Annotated in this window: 21 protein-coding genes and 3 pseudogenes; 5 read left to right on the plus strand and 19 right to left on the minus strand. The window is 37.5% G+C overall.

The features are described 5' to 3' along the window. The 3 genes from G634_RS0107585 to G634_RS0107600 form a co-directional block, all read left to right on the plus strand. Window positions 1–930, plus strand: a 930-nt coding sequence (locus tag G634_RS0107585; protein WP_026504791.1) for an IS66 family transposase, incomplete at its 5' end; no start/stop codon positions are given. 623 nt (window positions 931–1553) lie between these two features. Then, a complete protein-coding gene (locus G634_RS21150) occupies window positions 1554–1724 on the plus strand; it encodes a hypothetical protein (RefSeq protein WP_155830529.1) in 171 nt (56 codons plus the stop codon). A gap of 57 nt (window positions 1725–1781) precedes the next feature. Next, the gene (locus G634_RS0107600) at window positions 1782–2288 is read left to right on the plus strand and encodes a GNAT family N-acetyltransferase (protein WP_026504792.1); all 507 of its coding nucleotides are present in this window, start codon (window positions 1782–1784) and stop codon (window positions 2286–2288) included. Window positions 2289–2404: 116 nt separating this feature from the next. On the opposite strand, the gene G634_RS0107605 is transcribed toward G634_RS0107600, so the two are convergent. The 4 genes from G634_RS0107605 to G634_RS18415 all read right to left on the minus strand — a co-directional run bounded on the left by G634_RS0107605 (window position 2405) and on the right by G634_RS18415 (window position 5537). Next, on the minus strand, window positions 2405–2728 hold the full coding sequence (locus G634_RS0107605; protein WP_026504793.1) for an AlbA family DNA-binding domain-containing protein: 324 nt from the start codon (window positions 2726–2728) through the stop codon (window positions 2405–2407). Window positions 2729–2856: 128 nt separating this feature from the next. Next, on the minus strand, window positions 2857–3561 hold the full coding sequence (locus G634_RS0107610) for a hypothetical protein (RefSeq protein ID WP_155830530.1): 705 nt from the start codon (window positions 3559–3561) through the stop codon (window positions 2857–2859). Between the two features lie 46 nt (window positions 3562–3607). Beyond that, entirely contained in the window at window positions 3608–5005 is a 1398-nt protein-coding gene (locus G634_RS0107615; protein ID WP_026504795.1) for an ATP-binding protein, read from the minus strand. A 193-nt stretch (window positions 5006–5198) separates the two neighbouring features. After that, window positions 5199–5537 carry a hypothetical protein gene (locus G634_RS18415; RefSeq protein WP_051233760.1) on the minus strand — a complete coding sequence of 113 codons (339 nt, stop codon included), beginning with the start codon at window positions 5535–5537 and terminating at the stop codon, window positions 5199–5201. 34 nt (window positions 5538–5571) lie between these two features. Between G634_RS18415 and G634_RS18420 the strand changes: the two genes are divergently transcribed. Continuing rightward, window positions 5572–6237, plus strand: coding sequence for a LysR family transcriptional regulator (locus G634_RS18420; RefSeq protein WP_081676541.1), 666 nt, complete (start codon window positions 5572–5574; stop codon window positions 6235–6237). A gap of 152 nt (window positions 6238–6389) precedes the next feature. Here G634_RS18420 and G634_RS0107640 read toward each other — a convergent pair whose 3' ends face one another. From G634_RS0107640 to G634_RS0107670, 5 genes and pseudogenes are all read right to left on the minus strand, one after another. Then, window positions 6390–6812, minus strand: coding sequence for a hypothetical protein (locus G634_RS0107640; RefSeq protein WP_026504796.1), 423 nt, complete (start codon window positions 6810–6812; stop codon window positions 6390–6392). A gap of 28 nt (window positions 6813–6840) precedes the next feature. Then, the gene (gene rhuM, locus G634_RS18425) at window positions 6841–7530 is read right to left on the minus strand and encodes a RhuM family protein (RefSeq protein ID WP_242826791.1); all 690 of its coding nucleotides are present in this window, start codon (window positions 7528–7530) and stop codon (window positions 6841–6843) included. Window positions 7531–7633: 103 nt separating this feature from the next. Beyond that, window positions 7634–8566 carry a UPF0236 family transposase-like protein gene (locus tag G634_RS18430; protein WP_051233761.1) on the minus strand — a complete coding sequence of 311 codons (933 nt, stop codon included), beginning with the start codon at window positions 8564–8566 and terminating at the stop codon, window positions 7634–7636. A 121-nt stretch (window positions 8567–8687) separates the two neighbouring features. Then, window positions 8688–9155: pseudogene (locus G634_RS18435) on the minus strand (reverse transcriptase domain-containing protein); the annotation flags it as partial. Between the two features lie 763 nt (window positions 9156–9918). Further along, window positions 9919–11301: an AlbA family DNA-binding domain-containing protein gene (locus G634_RS0107670; protein ID WP_035799323.1), complete on the minus strand. Its 1383-nt coding sequence runs from the start codon at window positions 11299–11301 to the stop codon at window positions 9919–9921. 383 nt (window positions 11302–11684) lie between these two features. On the opposite strand from G634_RS0107670, the pseudogene G634_RS18440 reads away from it, so the two are divergent. Next, a pseudogene (locus G634_RS18440) lies at window positions 11685–12782 on the plus strand (ISNCY family transposase); the annotation flags it as partial. A gap of 150 nt (window positions 12783–12932) precedes the next feature. Here G634_RS18440 and G634_RS18445 read toward each other — a convergent pair. The 10 genes and pseudogenes from G634_RS18445 to G634_RS0107725 form a co-directional block, all read right to left on the minus strand. Beyond that, complete coding sequence (locus G634_RS18445; protein WP_051233762.1) at window positions 12933–13358, minus strand: hypothetical protein; 426 nt, start codon at window positions 13356–13358, stop codon at window positions 12933–12935. Next, window positions 13355–13678: a hypothetical protein gene (locus tag G634_RS0107690; protein ID WP_026504798.1), complete on the minus strand. Its 324-nt coding sequence runs from the start codon at window positions 13676–13678 to the stop codon at window positions 13355–13357. Before G634_RS0107690 ends, G634_RS18445 begins: the two co-directional genes overlap by 4 nt. A 78-nt stretch (window positions 13679–13756) precedes the next feature. Then, entirely contained in the window at window positions 13757–14770 is a 1014-nt protein-coding gene (locus G634_RS0107695) for an AbiH family protein (RefSeq protein ID WP_026504799.1), read from the minus strand. Between the two features lie 113 nt (window positions 14771–14883). Continuing rightward, window positions 14884–14979, minus strand: a pseudogene (locus G634_RS21965) (type IV secretion system protein VirD4); the annotation flags it as partial. A gap of 133 nt (window positions 14980–15112) precedes the next feature. Next, entirely contained in the window at window positions 15113–15235 is a 123-nt protein-coding gene (locus tag G634_RS22105; protein ID WP_442855635.1) for a hypothetical protein, read from the minus strand. Continuing rightward, window positions 15202–15645: a DUF5688 family protein gene (locus tag G634_RS0107705; RefSeq protein ID WP_026504801.1), complete on the minus strand. Its 444-nt coding sequence runs from the start codon at window positions 15643–15645 to the stop codon at window positions 15202–15204. The genes G634_RS22105 and G634_RS0107705 overlap by 34 nt, the downstream gene beginning before the upstream one ends. Before the next feature lie 125 nt (window positions 15646–15770). Then, window positions 15771–16337: an RpiB/LacA/LacB family sugar-phosphate isomerase gene (locus tag G634_RS18450; RefSeq protein ID WP_051233763.1), complete on the minus strand. Its 567-nt coding sequence runs from the start codon at window positions 16335–16337 to the stop codon at window positions 15771–15773. A 289-nt stretch (window positions 16338–16626) separates the two neighbouring features. Beyond that, window positions 16627–17073: a GNAT family N-acetyltransferase gene (locus G634_RS0107715; protein ID WP_026504802.1), complete on the minus strand. Its 447-nt coding sequence runs from the start codon at window positions 17071–17073 to the stop codon at window positions 16627–16629. A 113-nt stretch (window positions 17074–17186) separates the two neighbouring features. Then, on the minus strand, window positions 17187–17420 hold the full coding sequence (locus G634_RS0107720) for a zinc-ribbon domain-containing protein (protein WP_026504803.1): 234 nt from the start codon (window positions 17418–17420) through the stop codon (window positions 17187–17189). Between the two features lie 120 nt (window positions 17421–17540). Continuing rightward, the gene (locus G634_RS0107725; protein WP_035799324.1) at window positions 17541–18062 is read right to left on the minus strand and encodes a DUF4256 domain-containing protein; all 522 of its coding nucleotides are present in this window, start codon (window positions 18060–18062) and stop codon (window positions 17541–17543) included. Window positions 18063–18068: the final 6 nt, after the last annotated feature.

Consider the following 18068-nt stretch of genomic DNA (forward strand, 5'->3'; position numbering starts at 1 on the left):
GTTGATAAGGAAGACCTTAATGAGGACTATGGCAAGAATAAATATAAGCTTCACTACATCTATCGCGAGTTTGTGATAGACTTTTTCAGTTTCGACATAACCACCCTTCCAAAGAACGCATCATCCCTTAAATTCACAAAGCATAACGCACAGGTCATGTCACTCTGCCTCACATACAAAGTCAACCTCGGCCTGTCTCTCAGAAAAACTTCCCAGGCCTTAAAAGACATACATGGAATCTCCATTTCCCATCAGATGGTTGCTAACTACTGTAAAACTGCCGCCCTCTGCGTGAAGCCTTTTGTAGATAAATATCCTTACGAAAAGAGTAAGGTCTTTACTGCCGATGAGACCTATATAAAAGTTCGCGGAATAAAAGGCTTTATCTGGTTTGTTATGGACGCTGCATCCCGGGTCATTATCGGGTATCAGATATCTGACAACCGTGGTGTGGGGCCATGCATTATGGCCATGCGAATGGCTTTCCAGCACCTTAAAAAACTCCCGGAAAATTTCCGCTTTATTGCTGATGCATACAGTGCGTATCCTCTTGCCGCCCAACAATTTTTCCTTAAATATGGCGAGAAGTTTAAGTTCGACATCACACAGGTTGTCGGGCTTACTAACGATGATGCAGTATCCAAGGAGTTCCGCCCTTACAAACAGATGATCGAACGATTAAACCGAACCTATAAGTCATCATACAGGCCTACAAACGGCTTTGATAACTATGATGGTGCCAACTACGATCTTGCCCTCTGGGTTGCCTACTACAACTTTCTTCGCCCGCACAAAATACATAATTATAAGCGACCACTCGTTGAAGATGACATGATCTCAAACGGTGGAAATATGCCCGGGAAATGGCAGCTCATGATCTTCCTTGGCCAGCAGACAATACTAAAAATGCAAAATGAATCAGCCTCATAAATCGGAGCGGAACCGTTGTCAAGGAAACCGTGGAATACCGGAGCCGGCAAGACCGGCGAGGATATGCCGCGAAAGTTCCTTGACATAAGGTTCACGGATTATCCTGCATCCCTGGTCAGCAAGTGTGCTTGCTGGCCTGCTTCCGGTGAGGACGGGTGCGGGCAGAGCCCGCTGATTGGGTCAAGGGACTGGTCCCTTGCAGGTTCTTAGGGCGGCGCCCTAAGCCCTCGGAGAGCTTTTCGGTATCAATATCTACATTTTCAAGGTTCGCTTGAGCCTTTTTCTTTTTAGCTCATTCTTTCATAGGTCACTTGACACTACCAACCATAAAAACAATAGAATTACTGTATTTATCGTTTTAAAAAATTGCACGAAAAAAGCAGCAGACATAAGTCCACTGCTTTCAATATGCTTTGTAACTATAATTAAGTTTTACTTTTGGAGCTGCTTTGCTATAATAGCACGCTCTTTTCCCTTAATTTCAAGAGCATTAAGAGCATCCTCTAAAGAACACTTCATGTTCTTCATCATTAGTTTGATATTATTTATTGTTGTCTGTTCAGCTCGCTCATGAGGAATGGAACTGTCTGGTAGACTGGGTGTATTCGGGACACATCCCATATATGAATGGTGATGGTGTTTTTGACGATGATGGATGGCCTTTGGACTATATCAATACATTTAGATTATGGCAAGCCATGATGGAAGAAGGACCAGATGAAAATCCTGAATGCGAAGGCATATGCTCTGGCGATGATTTTTGGGGAGACTTTAATTGTGATAACCCGTTTTGAGATTTTTTACGTAGGATGTTATTATAACAGTCATAAAAATCATACAGGAGGAAAGTCATGATGAAAGTTGAGATTAGAGAAGCAAGAGCCGCTGATGCAGAAAGAGTCATAGAATACACAAAGACAATAGGTGGCGAAACTGATAACTTAACCTTTGGAGCATCAGGTTTTCCTATCACCGTTGAACAGGAAGCTGATTATCTTGAAAGTGTTTATTCCGCCGATAAGTCTGTACATCTTCTTGCAGTAATAGATGGTGAAATAGTTGGGGATGGAAGTTTAAGTGGACTTCCTAGGCGTATGTCACATCGTGCCGATTTGGGAATCACAGTAAGGAAATCTTATTGGAATAAAGGCATTGGAAGCATGCTTATGCAAAAACTGATTGAGTATGCTAAAGATCATGGCATAGAAATCATAAATCTTGAGGTACGAAGTGATAATGCAGGAGCAATACATTTATATCAAAAGTATGGATTCCAGAAGATTGGAACATCTCCTGCTTATTTCAAGATAGACAATAGTTACCATGATTTTGACATTATGTACGTCGACCTGCGATAAGTGCAACAAATTACCCACGGAGAGATTCTACGTGGGTAATAGTAAAAGTGGCGGTTTCTGACTGCCAAAATCTGCTGGTTGTTAACTGCCAAAAAGTGATGGTTTCTACTTGCCGTTTACACAGAAGCAGTATCACTTCTTCGATATGCTTTTCCCTTGTATAAATATGGCTTATATCTTCCTTCAGTTATATCTAATGTTATAACATTATTTAACCTATTAATTGAAAGATAATAATCAGGCTTAGGAGAAATGGAATCATTAATTCTATTTTCAATATCGAGACATTTCTGATCTGGATTATCTATACCAATGACTGCTCCATCATCAGCAACTCCAAACAATATTTTTCCAGTTCCAAAATTAGAAAAAGCACTCACTGTTTTCAAAAATGAATTTGTCACTTCTGATTTATATTCTAAAGTTCGTGTTTCTTTCATTGGCAATTTCTCCTAAAGTTCATTTCAATATCATCATATGATAAGTAAGCCTTTTCCTTTCAGCTCATTCTTTCATAGGTCACTTGACACTACCTAGTGAACCGCTAACTCCGTCCCCAAGAAACCACTTACCGTACCTCTGTCATATATCTGCTATGTAGATCTCTGTACTGTTTTAGTAACTGCAAATATAACTCTCGAATCTGTTCGTTCTTTGAACACAGAAGGTAGTCTTCGTCCTCCATGATCTTAATCCATGGTGCCGCAGTAGTATAATCCAATATCGGATCATCCGTTCTCTGGGATAAACGTTCCAAAAAGGCCTGCATAACGCTAAGATAATTACCACCATCTTCTCTCGCTTCACACAGTTTATCTATTTCACTTTTAAAGGTAACTAAAGATTTGGCAATAAATAATCCCGTTTTATCATCATCGCCGATATACGTGCCAAAGGGAGTAGCCCATTTTGAATCTGTAAAATCTCCAATTCGTAAAATAGATTTCTTAAATAATTTAGTTAATCCATCATAATATTTGTTTGTAGAATAAAACACATCGACAAAATCATGCAAAATATGTTGGCATATCTTAGCGTTTGTCGAAATATCCGTAATATCAGTCTTTGATAGCCAAAACGTGTAGCCAATATCAGCTAATCCTTCTATAAGAACTTTGTCATCTTCAAAATAAAAATCTATTCTTCTGTTTCGAAGATCCGCGTTGGGCCTAGTCGTAGCAGTTGGTTCAGAAAGTAGCATGTTTAGATTACCGTTTTCCTGCGCAACTGTATTATTGTTCGATTTCTGATTTTTAAATATAAAATGTTTCATTTGGAACCACGTAACCTCCCTCCTGTACAATGCATCCAAGTTCAAATCAGCTATACAAATCATCTAATGTTAGCAATGATACCTTCTCAGCATCAGCGTTCTCAACAACCCACTTAGAAAAGCCTGACAAAGAAAAATACATATACTGAACTTCCTCGTATTTTCTATCAATGAGCCCCTTTCTGTTCATCAGGTCTTCATAAACTGGCTTATCTATCTGTTCATTTTTGAACTTGCACTCTCCAAGAATTGCCTTCTTTCCAATTTCATCAATTCCAACAACATCAATATCCGTTGGAATACGATCATGTCCCATCCCCCACCATTTTCCTACATTTGTAGTCATGCATTTCAGCTTTCCATCTAGCCCGTGTGAAAGAACGTAATATCTACACATATCTTCAAAAATCTCACCCATGAAATCATGCAAATTGTTCTTCACGTACATATTATAGTAAACTTCTCCGCGGTTCATCTCGATGGCCGCACGCCCCTTAGGTATGAATTTATACCAAAACCGATACATGCCATCAACGATTTCATAGTTAACCTTCTTTTTGTTCTTTTCATCTGTTATGGCGGAAACTTTTGCCAAAACTCCAACTGTAGTAAGATTCTTTATAGTATATGAAACCGCAGCGGTCGACTCATGTACTTTGTCAGCAATTTTATTTACTTTATTTGCTCCACCTGAGCACGCCTCAATCACTGTATTGTATGTGTTAACAGTTCGAAACTCTTGCATAAGCAAATTGTATGGTTCTTCATAGAGGTAACCGGATGGTTTAAAAAAATTATTAATTAAATTTTCATCTAACGAAACAGAGTCATCAAAAAGTGTTAAGTATTTTGCGACTCCTCCGGTTACACCAAATACAACAGCCTTTTCCTCATTATTGTAGTTAGGCACGAATTTAGCAGAATCCAGATAATCAAATGGTTTTAAAAAAATTTGATTATCACGTCTGCCAAACAGTGGGCTCTTTTCACTCAAGATCTTTTTTTCCATAAAACTAATTGCAGAGCCACTAATAATAATATATATATTTTTCTTACTAAGAATTGAATCAATTGCACCTTGAAATCTTGATAGAAAAGACTCGTCCACTTCAGCAATATATGGTATTTCATCCAAAGCGATTACAGTTCTTTCATCCTTACAACTATTACCTACAAACTTAAAGAAGCCTTCCAAATCCGAAAACTCCACACCTTCCATCTCTGGTACGATATCAGAAATGAATTGTGCACTCCACTTTTTAACATTATCTTCTAAGCTAGATTTTGCTGCTATATAATAGGACGCTCTCTTACCCTTAATAAATTCTGTGATAAGAGTAGATTTACCTATACGTCTGCGACCATAAATAACAGTCATTTGGAAACCTGGCTGATTATATGTTTCCTCCAGCACACTCATTTCATGTTCTCTTCCTATAAACATAGTTATTTCTCCCGCTAATAATTCTCTTTACTAAAACTACTTTTGCTAAAATATGTTTTATTAAAAATAATTTTAGCATAGTATCCATAGATGTCAATGTATACTTCTATCCACTTATATATAAAAGAGGGTCCTAAGCCCCTCTATACTAAATAAACCTTTATCACCATTTCTCCCACCAACCGAGTTACTCTCAAGTTCCTTTAAAAGCTTTAAAGCCTTCTGACTCGCACAATGCAAATCCTCCTGAATACTTACAAGTGTGTAATAGACATACACTCTGCCCTCCACCGGATTTTGCATGATGAATATGCCAGAAGTTACGACAACCAGGCTCAAATGTCACATTAAATGCAGGCACCTGTTCTAAGGATACCTGTGCAAGATAGCTTTGCCCTGTAAAGTACTTTCCATAAGGATTCTTTTCTCCAATTGGAAGAAATACTTCCTTCTGAAATTTTTCTTTATCATCACAGGCTGGAGCATCATCATTCCAGATTTCCTTAGCCATATTAAATACAGCCCACGCCATTGGCCAGCCGGCATAAAATGCGGCATGAGTAACAATGGCTAAAATTTCATCTTTTGTAATTCCGTTTTTCTTTGCCGTAAGCAAGTGGTATTTTAAAGAGATGAGTAGAGCTGCTGAACTTCTGCATGTAACTCAGCCTACCCTGTCAAAACAGCTTAAATCGCTGGAGGAAGAACTTGGGAAAAAGCTTTTCACAAGACATGCTTTTAGTATCCAGCTTACTGATGAAGGAATTCTGCTACGCAATCGTGCCGAAGATCTTGTCAGCATGGCTGATAAAATCGAGCAGGAATTTGTTTCTCTGGATGATATAGCTGGTGGAGAACTCTATCTTGGTCTTGCTGAATCCTGCCAGCTTCGATACCTGGCAAGATCTATAAAAGATTTTAAACAACACTATCCGAACCTTCAATATCACATCACAAGCGGTGATACAGAGCAGCTCTCTGAAAAAGTCGATAAAGGCTTAGGATATCTTCTCACCTATGAACATCTTGTAAATACGTCAAAAGACAGCGGCCTTGTATTCAGACCACTGTCTCCGAAGCTCGAAAATAGAATATATATAGCATGGAATAGATATCAGGCGTTTACACCTATCGCCGAAAGATTTCTAACGCATCTTAAAGAATCGTTTCAATCGAATTCACTTTCAAAACTTACAATATTTTGCTTTTTCGATACTTCTCACATTTTATGAGCCTCTTTTTGGTGCCTTCTCACATTTTATGAAAATATTGATCTTCTTCCAATCAGTGGTATCCATGTCAAATACTTCGTTTCCAAACTTAGATTTCCTTTTGCATCCTCATTGAAATCTATGCGCATGTTCTCCTCCAAAACTGGAATTTGTTAAATACGATATATCATATCACCCGTATTCCATATTCTCATAATTCCTAATAAAGGATTATTTTCTCCCTGCCATATCCACCCCTGAAATACCGTATCATATCCACTATATCCTTCTGTAACAATTTCGAACTCAGCATTCGGATATTCTACATTAAATTCTTCAAAAGACATAGATTTTCCAGAAAAAGCTTTCTCTCCATCGTATCCAAAAGGAGCATTAAACAACATAATATCGCACTCCTCCATGTCAACTTTTGTAAATTCAATCATTCCTTGATACCATTTTTCTTCATCGTCAGCATATTGATATATTCGATCTAACTTCAAAGACAAATTGTCTTTGCTTATTTCCATACTTATTATCCTGCAATCATGCAAACTAAGTGCAACATTACTTTTTCTGTCTCTAACATACTCCATGTTCCAACCTCGTAAAACTGCGATTTTTCTACATCTTCAATAGATTCATCACCAATGTAGTCATGATATCTTTTTCTTCTGGATTTGATTCTGCAATCATAAGTGTAATAGCAACGAGAGCTCCATCGCTAATGACTTTTTGACCATCTCGTATTAAAGCATCATTTTTGTCTAAGAACTCTAGAAAAAGCGATGCTGCTATTCTCTTACAACCGTCAGCAAATGGATGATCCTTTATCATAAAGTACAAAAGATTTGCAGCCTTTTCTTCTAGTGATGGATACACTTCACCACCAAAAACATCTTGATATACTGCTGCAAGAATTCCTGCTACTTTTCCAGCTTCTTTTTCTACGCCAAATACATCTGAACTAAAACTGTCTTCCATATGATTAATCATATTTCTACAATCTTCATATGTAATTCGATAAACAGGCTTATTTCCTTCTGGTTTGCTCAGCGACTGGTGATCATACTGATCAAGAAGAACTAAAGCATCGGTATATAGGTTTACTGCTCGAAGAACTTCTGCTTCTTCAATATCCAAAGTGTTTGCAATAATCTTTGATTGAATCACAACCGTTTTGTTTAAAGCAGCAAGACGCTTTTCATTTATTGCATAACCTTTCAGGACATACTGCTTTAGAACGTTATTCGCCCATCGTCTAAAAGCAATACCTCTCTTTGAATTAACTCTATATCCAACAGATAGTATCATATCCAAATTATAAATCTTCGGTTTTCTACCTCCAAAACTTTTGTCGGAAAAACCGACAGAAGTCTCATCAAGCTCTCCAGAAGAAAGAATATTGTTAATATGTTCACTTATTGTTAGATAAGTGAAATTCATCTAAAACAAATGTGGTATCAGCTAACCCTCTATATCCTGTCTTTATCCATTGTCCACCATCTGAATTAATATAAATCTTCTTTATCTTCTCAACATCATATGTCGCATCTATATATTCAAAAACCTCTTTCCACATATCTTTACTAGACTGGTTATAGTCTCTCAAAAAATAGTGTGTGTTAATCAACTTATCACGTTTACTCTTTGGAGCTTCTGGCTCTATACCTTCATACACGTATATCATTTTTGTCATAGCATCATTATTCTTTCTGCCATTCTCATTTACTTCTATGTCACCTCGAGCCTCATGAAACTGCAAATGATAATGATCTTCGTCAGCATCAATGTAAAGATAATCGACTGTCTTTTTCATTTCTGGAATCTGAAAGCTTTTTGGAAACTGTGTCTTATGAAGAAGATTCTTTACCGTCTGCTTTGTAATCCCTTCAGGTGCGCATTCAACACCTGCTTTTTGATATGATGTATCAACCGCCTCTTCGTAGATTTTTGAAACTACATCTTCAGTCATTGATTGATTTTCCTCTAACTCCAGAAATTTATCTAACAAGTAGCATTGAAGTTCTTTTCCATCATCAGTTACTTCCGTTTTTGATGTATACAAAGTCTTTGTAAAAACGATTTCTCCTAGTGTGGTTGTTAAGCTTTTCTTATCTGCTGAGTGCTCAACATACCACTGTCGTTTCCTCTCTGGCAGTTCTTTAATTAGCATATCCAGCTCTGAGATAAAGCTTTCAAGAACCTTCCTTCCTAGTTTATCAGTCTCATTTTTAGTTGCTAAAGCAAGGTCTCCAACACAATGATGCTCATCTTTATAAAAATTTATCCTAACATCAATGATTTTAGGGATGAAAACCTCGTAAAAATAGCTTATAATTTCTTCCATAAAAGAACATCCTCCCTTGTTTTGTTTTTTCGCAAAAATAACTTTATCACAAAGAAGGATGTTCTTTTTTATTTATTCAATTTTCCGAGTGAAATTTTACTCTAGCTACCAAATCTATATTAGTCATAAGTTTATCGTGATTAACTGTGTCGAAGAACTTTTCCAAGTCAATATCTACAATCCAGTCATTACCATCATTCATCATATCGAGCGCTGTTAGGATTGCTTGCTGTGCACATCTATTAGGTCTGAATCCATAACTGTGGTCATGGAATTGTTCCTCATAGATTGGTGTTAATACCTGTGCTATGGCTTGTTGTATGAATCTGTCTGTTACTGTTGGTACTCCTAGGTTTCTGACACCACCATCAGGCTTTGGTATCTCAACTCTTCGAACCGGCTGAGGTTTATACTTTCTTTTTCTCAACTGTTCCTTGATGATATCGCCGTTCTTTTCAAGATGTTCTTTGAGTTCTGTGTACTTCATTCCGTCCACTCCCTCTGCACCTTTGTTTCGTACGACTTGCAGATATGCACTATTGAGATTAGCACTAGATAGTATCTGCTCCATTAGACTACTTGTGTCCATGCGTTCTTTCCTTTCCGCCTCGCTTAATTTGACCACCCTTTTCCCGATTGGTTACGGCAGATGTTGTCATCTCTGCAACACGAGACATACTCAAACTTATTGATTGTTCACCCCTTCGCTCCATTTCCATTACAGAAACTTCTTCACTACTATGGGTTCGGCTGACTTCTCACAGTTCGTTGTTACTAGGCTAATGAAACCTCTGTGAGACCTCCACGCTTAAGGTGCACGCTCTTTCTCTCCATATATCCGCCACATTTACTCTGCTACTACAAATGTGATAGTTATTAGACCTCGTTGTTCTTTGCCAACTTATCTCTCGTAGCCTAGCCTTATATGTGATTTCTGTCCGTCGGACCAGAGATTTGCTTACAGCTTCCTTCAGATTCCACCTCACGATGGAAACCCTTGCTGTTCAGCTATACACTTCCCACTATCTGGGCGTGTTCGAGACTTTCACCCGTTAGAGCGCGCCCATGGCGCGCAAACAAAGAAAACGAGACGACCAAAGTCGTCTCGTAAAAAAGTCTAACTTTGAGGGGGCACCTCAATCATATGGACAGGCACTTATATTTTTTGCTGTTTTGTTTTAGGTCTCATATATAGATTTTATAACTAAGTCTCATAAAGTCTCATTTACACATGAGACTCAGCGAGACTATGGTGAGACTGCAATGAGACTTTCTTATATAAATCCCACCATTTCAGCATTTTTCAATTAATTCACAGTCTCATTTTGATGAGACTGATATGAGACTCAGTATTATAATTTCCACACAGATTCATTTTTATCATAAACAGCACCTGTGATTTTCTTTATCTTAGCATAGTCTCTAAATACTGTTGCCCTTGAAATATCAAACTCAGCCATAACCTGCTCTACAGTCAAATGTTTATTCTCACAGATTAAATTATAAATAGCCTGTTCTCTATCTGATAACTTCTTTTGATTGCTAGCCTCTTTAGCCGCTTCCTTATTCAAAGGAATAGTAATCTTAAAAACATCGTCTTCAAACAGCTCAGGTTTTCCGCCATCGGAAAAAATCGGAGTATATTTATATAAATTAATCACGCCGGAACCAATCGTATCCGTTCTACCTATATTAGCAAAAAATCTTTGAATAATAGGGTTCTTCGGATATGGCTGAAACTCGTCCTGCATAATATTTCCGTGTCTTCTTGGAATACACCAATTTTCCGTTTTTAGCCAATCCTTTTCAATAATTACCTTTGCCGGATAAGCGCTGGAATAATCTCTGTGTACAAGAATATTGCCAATTACCTCTCTAGCTATCAAATCTCTAACGCTAGTATTAACGTTATTTATTAAGTGAAATTTATCTGAGGTATGCTTTGCTACAAATTCCATTAAAAGATCATAAGCTTCTATAAGATTAGTTGTAACTAACAGTCTGTCATCATAACGATCCATATTCTCTACCCTGTAAAGAGCATCAGTAACATACCCAGGGCAACAAGAATTAATCACTTCATCTTTACCTAAAAGCAACACTGCGGCAAGATTGTATCCTTCCATACCTGAAGAAAAATCCTTTTCCCATAATCCAGCACTTTTAAGTAAATCTTCATCTGATAACTCAAGCCAAGGATGATCTGGCTTTTTACTCTTTGCCAGATTTCTTACCTTTTCTAGCAAATCCAATCTTAAATCTGCTGTTGTAACATAAGGAAATATTTTTCTCTCAGCATAAGTGTTACTTTTTCTGTTATACAAATTCTGCAACTGAATAGGAGAATCCGTAATATCCATATCGCCATCTTCATTACGATCGTAAATTCTGTTTGCACATTTTTCCACAGTTGACGTTGGTGGCACAAAAACCCATAGCAAAGTCATTCCCTCGTATTCAATCTCTTCTATAGACAGATACAAGGTGGGTGACATTTTATCTGGGTTATTAAGCTGATTAACAAAGTTCTTCTTCATATCCTTAGTAAGGTTCTTATTAATACCTATTGGCTTTCCACCATCCTCAACACCCATGATAATATAGCCACCATACCTGTTAGAAAATGAACACACAGTCTCATACACATCATCATGTATTCCATTCTGGCAAGCCTTATATTCGACTGTAATTTTTTCATCCTTCGTAAGAAGCTCTCTCATTTCTTCAATTGTCATATATAAACCAGCTCCTTCCATATTTTTGGTATTTGTAATCTATCTGTTATTGATTCATAGCCATAATAATTTGAATTGCTGATACAATCCTTGCAGCATCTTCTGCTACATTTTTGTATTTACTACTATTCTTAGATACTTTTCCATCCAAACATCCTATAAAAACAATAGCATTATCAAAATTAGTATCAATATGTACTAGCAGTTACCATTTCATTCAAAGTAAAAAACGACTCAATTTGCGTCTGATCAAGCTCCCTAAAATTATGCTTATCCTCACCATCTAAAATAATCATATAGGCGTTTGCGAAACGCCAAAAGCCGCATAAGTACGGCATTTTTATTGCCATAAAAATGAATAACTCCTCACCAAGTATGGTAAAATAGAATTGTCAGAAACCATCTGCCAAGCTATTGATTCTGCAAAAGCTGATATGACAATCTTTGATTCCTCCGGTATTGAAGCTTTTGTTACTGAAAACAATCCAAAGTATGCAAATCGGATTATCAAACAACTTAAAGCCTATGCAAAAGCAATGGGTTTCAACAAGTCTTATGACCCCTATAAGGCTGCCTATGGCGCCATGCCTTCTCACGCATCAGCTAATCCCGAAATAAAGCAGTTGTACATAAATTGACATTTCTGCTATGTTTTCAAGTTTGGCATTGTTACCAATGGCTTAGGTATTGTCCGCCATATATCCTTTTATAACAAAGATTTTATGGCATCCCATCCAGATATAATCGTAGAAAAGAAATCCGATTCTCCTGACGAAGATAAATGTGTTCATGATTCAAAGCTTTTACTTCCAACTCTGAAGGATTTCTTCTCGCTTCATCCGCTTATAAATCCCAAAACTTTTCTTGGCGATGCAGCTTTTGATACAGCAGCTATCTACAAAGAGTTGCTTACAGGCGATACCTTCGGAAAGGATATGCATTTTTCAAAGGCATATATTCCTCTCAACTCAAGAGCAAGCCTCGGAAACAAAGACTATACAATAAACGATTCAGGCATACCTTGTTGTCCACATGATTCCTCATTACAAATGAAATATGAGGGTTCCTCAAAGCTCAGAAGTGGCGTTACCAGATATAAATTTGTCTGTCCTAAAATTAAATGGATTAAAGATCCTAATACCGGTAAAAACCATCGTTCCTGCAACTGTGATAATCCTTGTACCACATCTTCCTGTGGACGCATGGTTCACATATACCCTGAGAAGAACCTGCGTGCATACCCTAGCACTCTACGCGATACAGATGAATGGAATAACACCTATAAAATCAGGACTGTGGTCGAAAGAGATATAAACCATTTCAAAGATAACCTTTGCCTTGCAGGACGCAGAACTCAAAATGAAAAGACTCTGCATGCTGACTTAATCCTTGCAGGTATAACACAACTGATCGCCGTTATACTTGCCGATAAAATAAAGCACCATGAATTCGTCCGAAGCCTAAAATCTCTTATTGCGTAGGACTTACCAACTTCATAAAGACATTGCCTTATTAAAGTGCGCCTAAAACAAAAATCACATCCAAAAATGCCATTTCAGCCACCTTTACTTAGGTTGCGCGTAATCTATTCCGGAGTTTCGCAATTACCTATTAATATACTATCATTATAACTATTTAAGTTTTTCTTTAATAGCTGTACTTACTATCTCAACAGCATTTCTCATCACATGATCATTAGTCTCGTATTGAGAAACAGGATGAACTTTTGCCAAAGCATCCAGTTCATGTTTTTCAAGTACTAAATCTCGTTCTTTTGTATTACTCCAACATTCTTCTATTACTTCATAAACTTCGAAAGAAAGGACTAAACTATCATCTGCATAAGTTTCTTCTGTAAGTCCTAAATAGGATGGACTTTTTTGGACATTATAAAGATGCTCCCCGCCTCGCTTAATCATGCAATAGGATTCTCCAATATAAAGCGGGATTACTTTTTCTCTATCCACATCAGAGTAAATACTAATTCTATATACGCCTGCTTTTATGGAATTTGAATCCAATTTACCATCTGTCCCTTGAAAAAATTCGACTTTCATTCGCTTTTCTGTCCTTTCTTATAAGTCATTTCATAATCCTTGTATTTGCATCGATTCAATATAATAGTTTCCTCTACAGGATCTCCCATAGTCCAATAATAATGACCATCAGCATAAAGATAAATATGCTCATATCCACCAAAGAATGCTGGAAAGCCGTTCTCTCTAATATAAAGAACTGCCTCTTCAAAAAACACCTTATCATCCTCGGAAAGTTTATCTTTTACAATATACTCATGAGGTGCCCTATCCGCATAAGTCTTAGCAAAGATCCATGATTTGTGCTGCACAAAATCCATAAATTCCTTAATTGTTTTCATATAAAATTACCTTCCAATCTCACGTACTGATTTTATGCCTCTTATTCTATACTAAGTACTGTCCCAAAATAGGGACTACTATGATATTGTTGCAGGAATGGCATTCGTTAGGATATCTGTCATCTTCCGCACTTCACATTTATCTTTAAAAGAATAACTTTCACATATTTTCTTCATCCAAAGAACATCTTCATCGTCATATGCCGATACAATCCAGTGACTTGGAGAAAGTGTTTTCTCTATTAATTCAAAATACTCTCTATCCACATCACCAAGACCATGTCCCAATACAACTACTTGATCAATCTTCCCAACATCATTCAGAAAAGTATCTAGCTTATCATATTGAAAGTTCTTCTTATTCTTTTGATAAAAATTAGCTATCGCCTCATATTCTTTATCTAAAAATGGATCGTTCCACTCTTGTTCATAACAATACTTAAGTTCTTCGATACTATGATTTTTTTCTTCTTCTGAAAGTGATTGATTATTCTTCAATTCTAAAATTTCTTGCTGCATCCTAGCATTCTTTGCAGAGTCTAGTTTTCGGCTATATCGTTCAAAATCTGCACTGTCAGACTTAAAGCCAAATACCAATACATCATCACTGTTATAAGAACCATGAATATGAAATACTTCCTTATCATAGTCAAACAAACTCTCAACCGTCGATGTATAATTAAAACTTAATATCACTCCATTTGAATCAAAAAAATCTGCGTAACTAATTGTCCCAATCTTACTTATTTGCTTTTCAGCATTAGCAATCATATTTCTTAATGCTTTTTCACGAGCATCTAACAGATTCTCGGTATACTCTTCAACTTTTAAAACTACACCATCTCTGGTAGAGTCAAGATCAGCCATGTAATCAGGTGCTTCTGTCACTTCCTCATCTATTTCTTCTATATCAAGATTAGCTAAATCTTCTTCAAAGGACGACCAATCTACCCCATAACTAGAATAAATATCCCTTGCAGAACTAAAACAATCAAACTTTATTTTTTCTAATTCCGTAACAAAATCACGCGTCTTTGTCGACAAACCAAAATTTAAATCAAACCCATTGCCAATAACATATAACTTTTTCATCGAGTTTCTCCTTCTCTAGCCAAAAAAAATAGGCACCACATTGCCTTTTATATAATTTTATCACATTAGCTTTAATATGAGGTGCCTAAAATCTCCTAAACCCTCACCACATCAATGAGAAATAATGCTGTCTTTCTATCTCCCAAGGTGTCCAGTTCCAATTCATCGTAGCTTGTGATTTCTCTAAGCTCTGCAATATCAAAGTGTTCTCTCCGACTCCGCTCGTTCTGAAGTATCCTTTCAAGATCCCGCTTGTTATGGCTCAAAACTTCCATTTTCGCAAGATTCAGCGTTGCCTCTGATAACGGTCTTTCGGTTTTCTGATACTTCTCACGCAAACCATCAAGTTCTTTCTGCCATGCCTTCGGATTGATCTTTTTGTCTGGTTCCTTGATCTTCCAATTCAGCACGATTCATACTTCCATCATCTCTTACCAAGAGAATTTCATGGATTGATGAAGGCAATACATAGAAATCACCGCCATGTCTTCGATGTTCTTGTGAGGAACCTTCTCAAGCATGTCAGCATTTCTCTCTGCTGATACCACTTCCATGGAAAGCGTCTGCTTCATCTGGTCATAGTCATTGACCTTATCGATATCAAAGCTCTTTGACTCTGTGATTCCCTTCGCAGCCTGATCAGAAGCTCGCTCCACGATATCGATATAATCTCTTCCATCCTCATACGCTTCAAAGGCACTGCTGAGATTGATATTTACACCAATCACGCTTCCCGGTGCCTTCACTGTCAAAGCATCGTATCCATCGTTCAACTTATCAATGTGCCGAACATCGGTCTCCGCTTCGATTCCCCTGTTTGCAAGATTCTTTAGTACATCCTGCTCCATGTCCTGTTTGAATTTCTCGTAGTCCATTGTCTACCTCCTTTGAATAGTGAATAGTTACTGCTCAAAATGAGCACAAAAATAGCAGCTATCTCGATTGAGATAACTGCTATGTAACGTTCAATATTCAATTAGGTCGAAAAAATTGAATTTACCTAAAAATCCATCTTATTCTTCAACTTATTTACCAGAGATGCATCTAATTTGTTTAGAAGCTCCTGCATCGAAATTTGGCCAGACTTTCTTATTTCCTTAAGTTGTTCAGAATCCTTTATTTTTCTATCAGCTTCACTTTTAGGATATCCTTGCCCAAAAGGCTCTGAGAATAGAGCTTCAACTGTTCGTTCTAGATTATCAATACCAGACCAAGTATATTCTTCACCTAGGGGTAAAGATATCGCGTTCCCATTATTTATCTGCGCAAATAAATAAGCATCCTTCGGTGTCGGTGCATACCCGCAAATGACGCCTGGCATACTGTTGCAAGCCAACATCATTCCCTGTCCAGAAGAACAACCCGTAACTATAAAGTCCACCATCCTATTCGCTAATAACATACCTACAAGAATAGAAATTTCTATATAAGAATAATTTTCTTTTTCTTCCAACGTGCAACCAAAATTGATTACTTCAGAATCTTTTGGTGCATATTTTGTTACTGCATTATAAAGCATTTTATTTTTAGTCGCTTGTGAACTTGCCTGAATAACTCCGATTCTCATTCTTCCCCCCACAAATATCGATTTCACTGCCTTTAATTATACAGAATCCTTAGTCTTCATGAAATACCAAATCTATATTAGTCCCGCTATTCTTTGCTTCAAAACCCAGACCACATCTTCCTTATCTTTATAACAAGCAATAGAAATTACATCAGACTGTCCTTATCGTAGAACCTTCCATAAAAAGCAGCAGACATAAGTCCACTGCTTTTTATATGCTTTGTAGCTATAATTAAGTTTTACTTTTGGAGCTGCTTTCCATCAAATCTTTTTCTGAAGCTTCATTTTGTTATGCTTCTTCAAGGAATTTCCCCATCATTACGAAATTTTTGGTTTCATAATAGGATAGCTTTGAATAGAAATGCTTATGCTTCTCATCATTTACGCTGTTTAGTTCAATGATTGACGCATCATTCTTACGAACCTCCTGCTCCAGTGTCTTCATGAAGTCTGTACCATATCCCATTCCCTGGAATCCTTTAAATATGACAACCTCTTCAAGAAAGTAGCCTCTTATATCATCGAATTCCTTAAAGTATCCCATAAGATAGCCTGTAATGTTGTTATCATCATCCATCTGAACCAAACACATAGAATCTTCCATGGTTAATACCTGATGGATTCTTTTATATGCCTTTTCAAATGTCCAACAACAATCTTCGACGCTGTTATAATATTCAATGTTCTTCTGGACTACATACTCTAAGTCCTGTTCTGTCATTAGTCTGTAATTCATGCTTCACCTGCCTGACATATTTCTGTTATTTAAATCGACAAGAATCATCTTATCACAGTCCTTCAAATTTGCAAAACAACCTGTCAGAAATCATGTCACAGAAAAAGATGATTTTATGGTACTATCCTCGTTCTTGACGGAAGTTGTCCAGAGCAGTATGGACACCCATGCCCTTTATCGCACTTCCACCATGCAGATATCCTTGAAGTAGAAGCTATGGAATTCGGATCCATATCCGTATTCTTTTCATAATCCCAGCTTTTCGCTATAACTGCTTCGATTCCCCTATTTGCAAGATTCTTTAGCACATCCTGCTCCATGTCCTGTTTGAATTTCTCGTAGTCCATTGTCTACCTCCTTTGAATAGTGAATAGTTACTGCTCAAAATGAGCGCAAAAAAAGCAGCTACCTCGATTGAGATAACTGCTATGTAACGTTCAATATTCAATTAGGTCGACAAATATGATTTATATAAGCGTATAACCTCTGAACCCGCGCACGGAATAGTACGAATCCGCCCCGTTATGGAATGTGAAAACCGTTCCGTAACGTCGTTCGCAGAACAATGCACCGCCCTTGTCGCGAATATCATCCGGCGTAGTGATCCAACTTGACGTTTTCAAATCAAATTCCCCGAGACTTTGCAGTCGGCGATAGAGTTCCTCCGTCATGATCAAAACGCCGATTTCTTTTGCTTTCCATTCGGCGCTGCCTGACGGCGGGTTTTTAGCACGCCCCTGTAATGCCTTTTCGTCATAGCACAGGCTTCTGCGACCAAAAGGAGACTCCTTTGCGCAGTCGCAGAAAATTAGCTTTCCCGTCTTTTCGTCATAGCCGATGGTATCCGGTTCTCCGCCGCTCTCCTCCATCCTTCTCAAAACGTCCATGGATTCCGGATGCTCAAGCAAACGTTTCTCCACGTCAAGCCAACTCAGTTCCATATGAAGATTCTTATTATCCTGAAACCTCGCTTTTAATATTTCTAACATGGTTTT

Source organism: Butyrivibrio sp. NC3005, from assembly GCF_000424545.1.
Classification (GTDB): domain Bacteria; phylum Bacillota; class Clostridia; order Lachnospirales; family Lachnospiraceae; genus Butyrivibrio.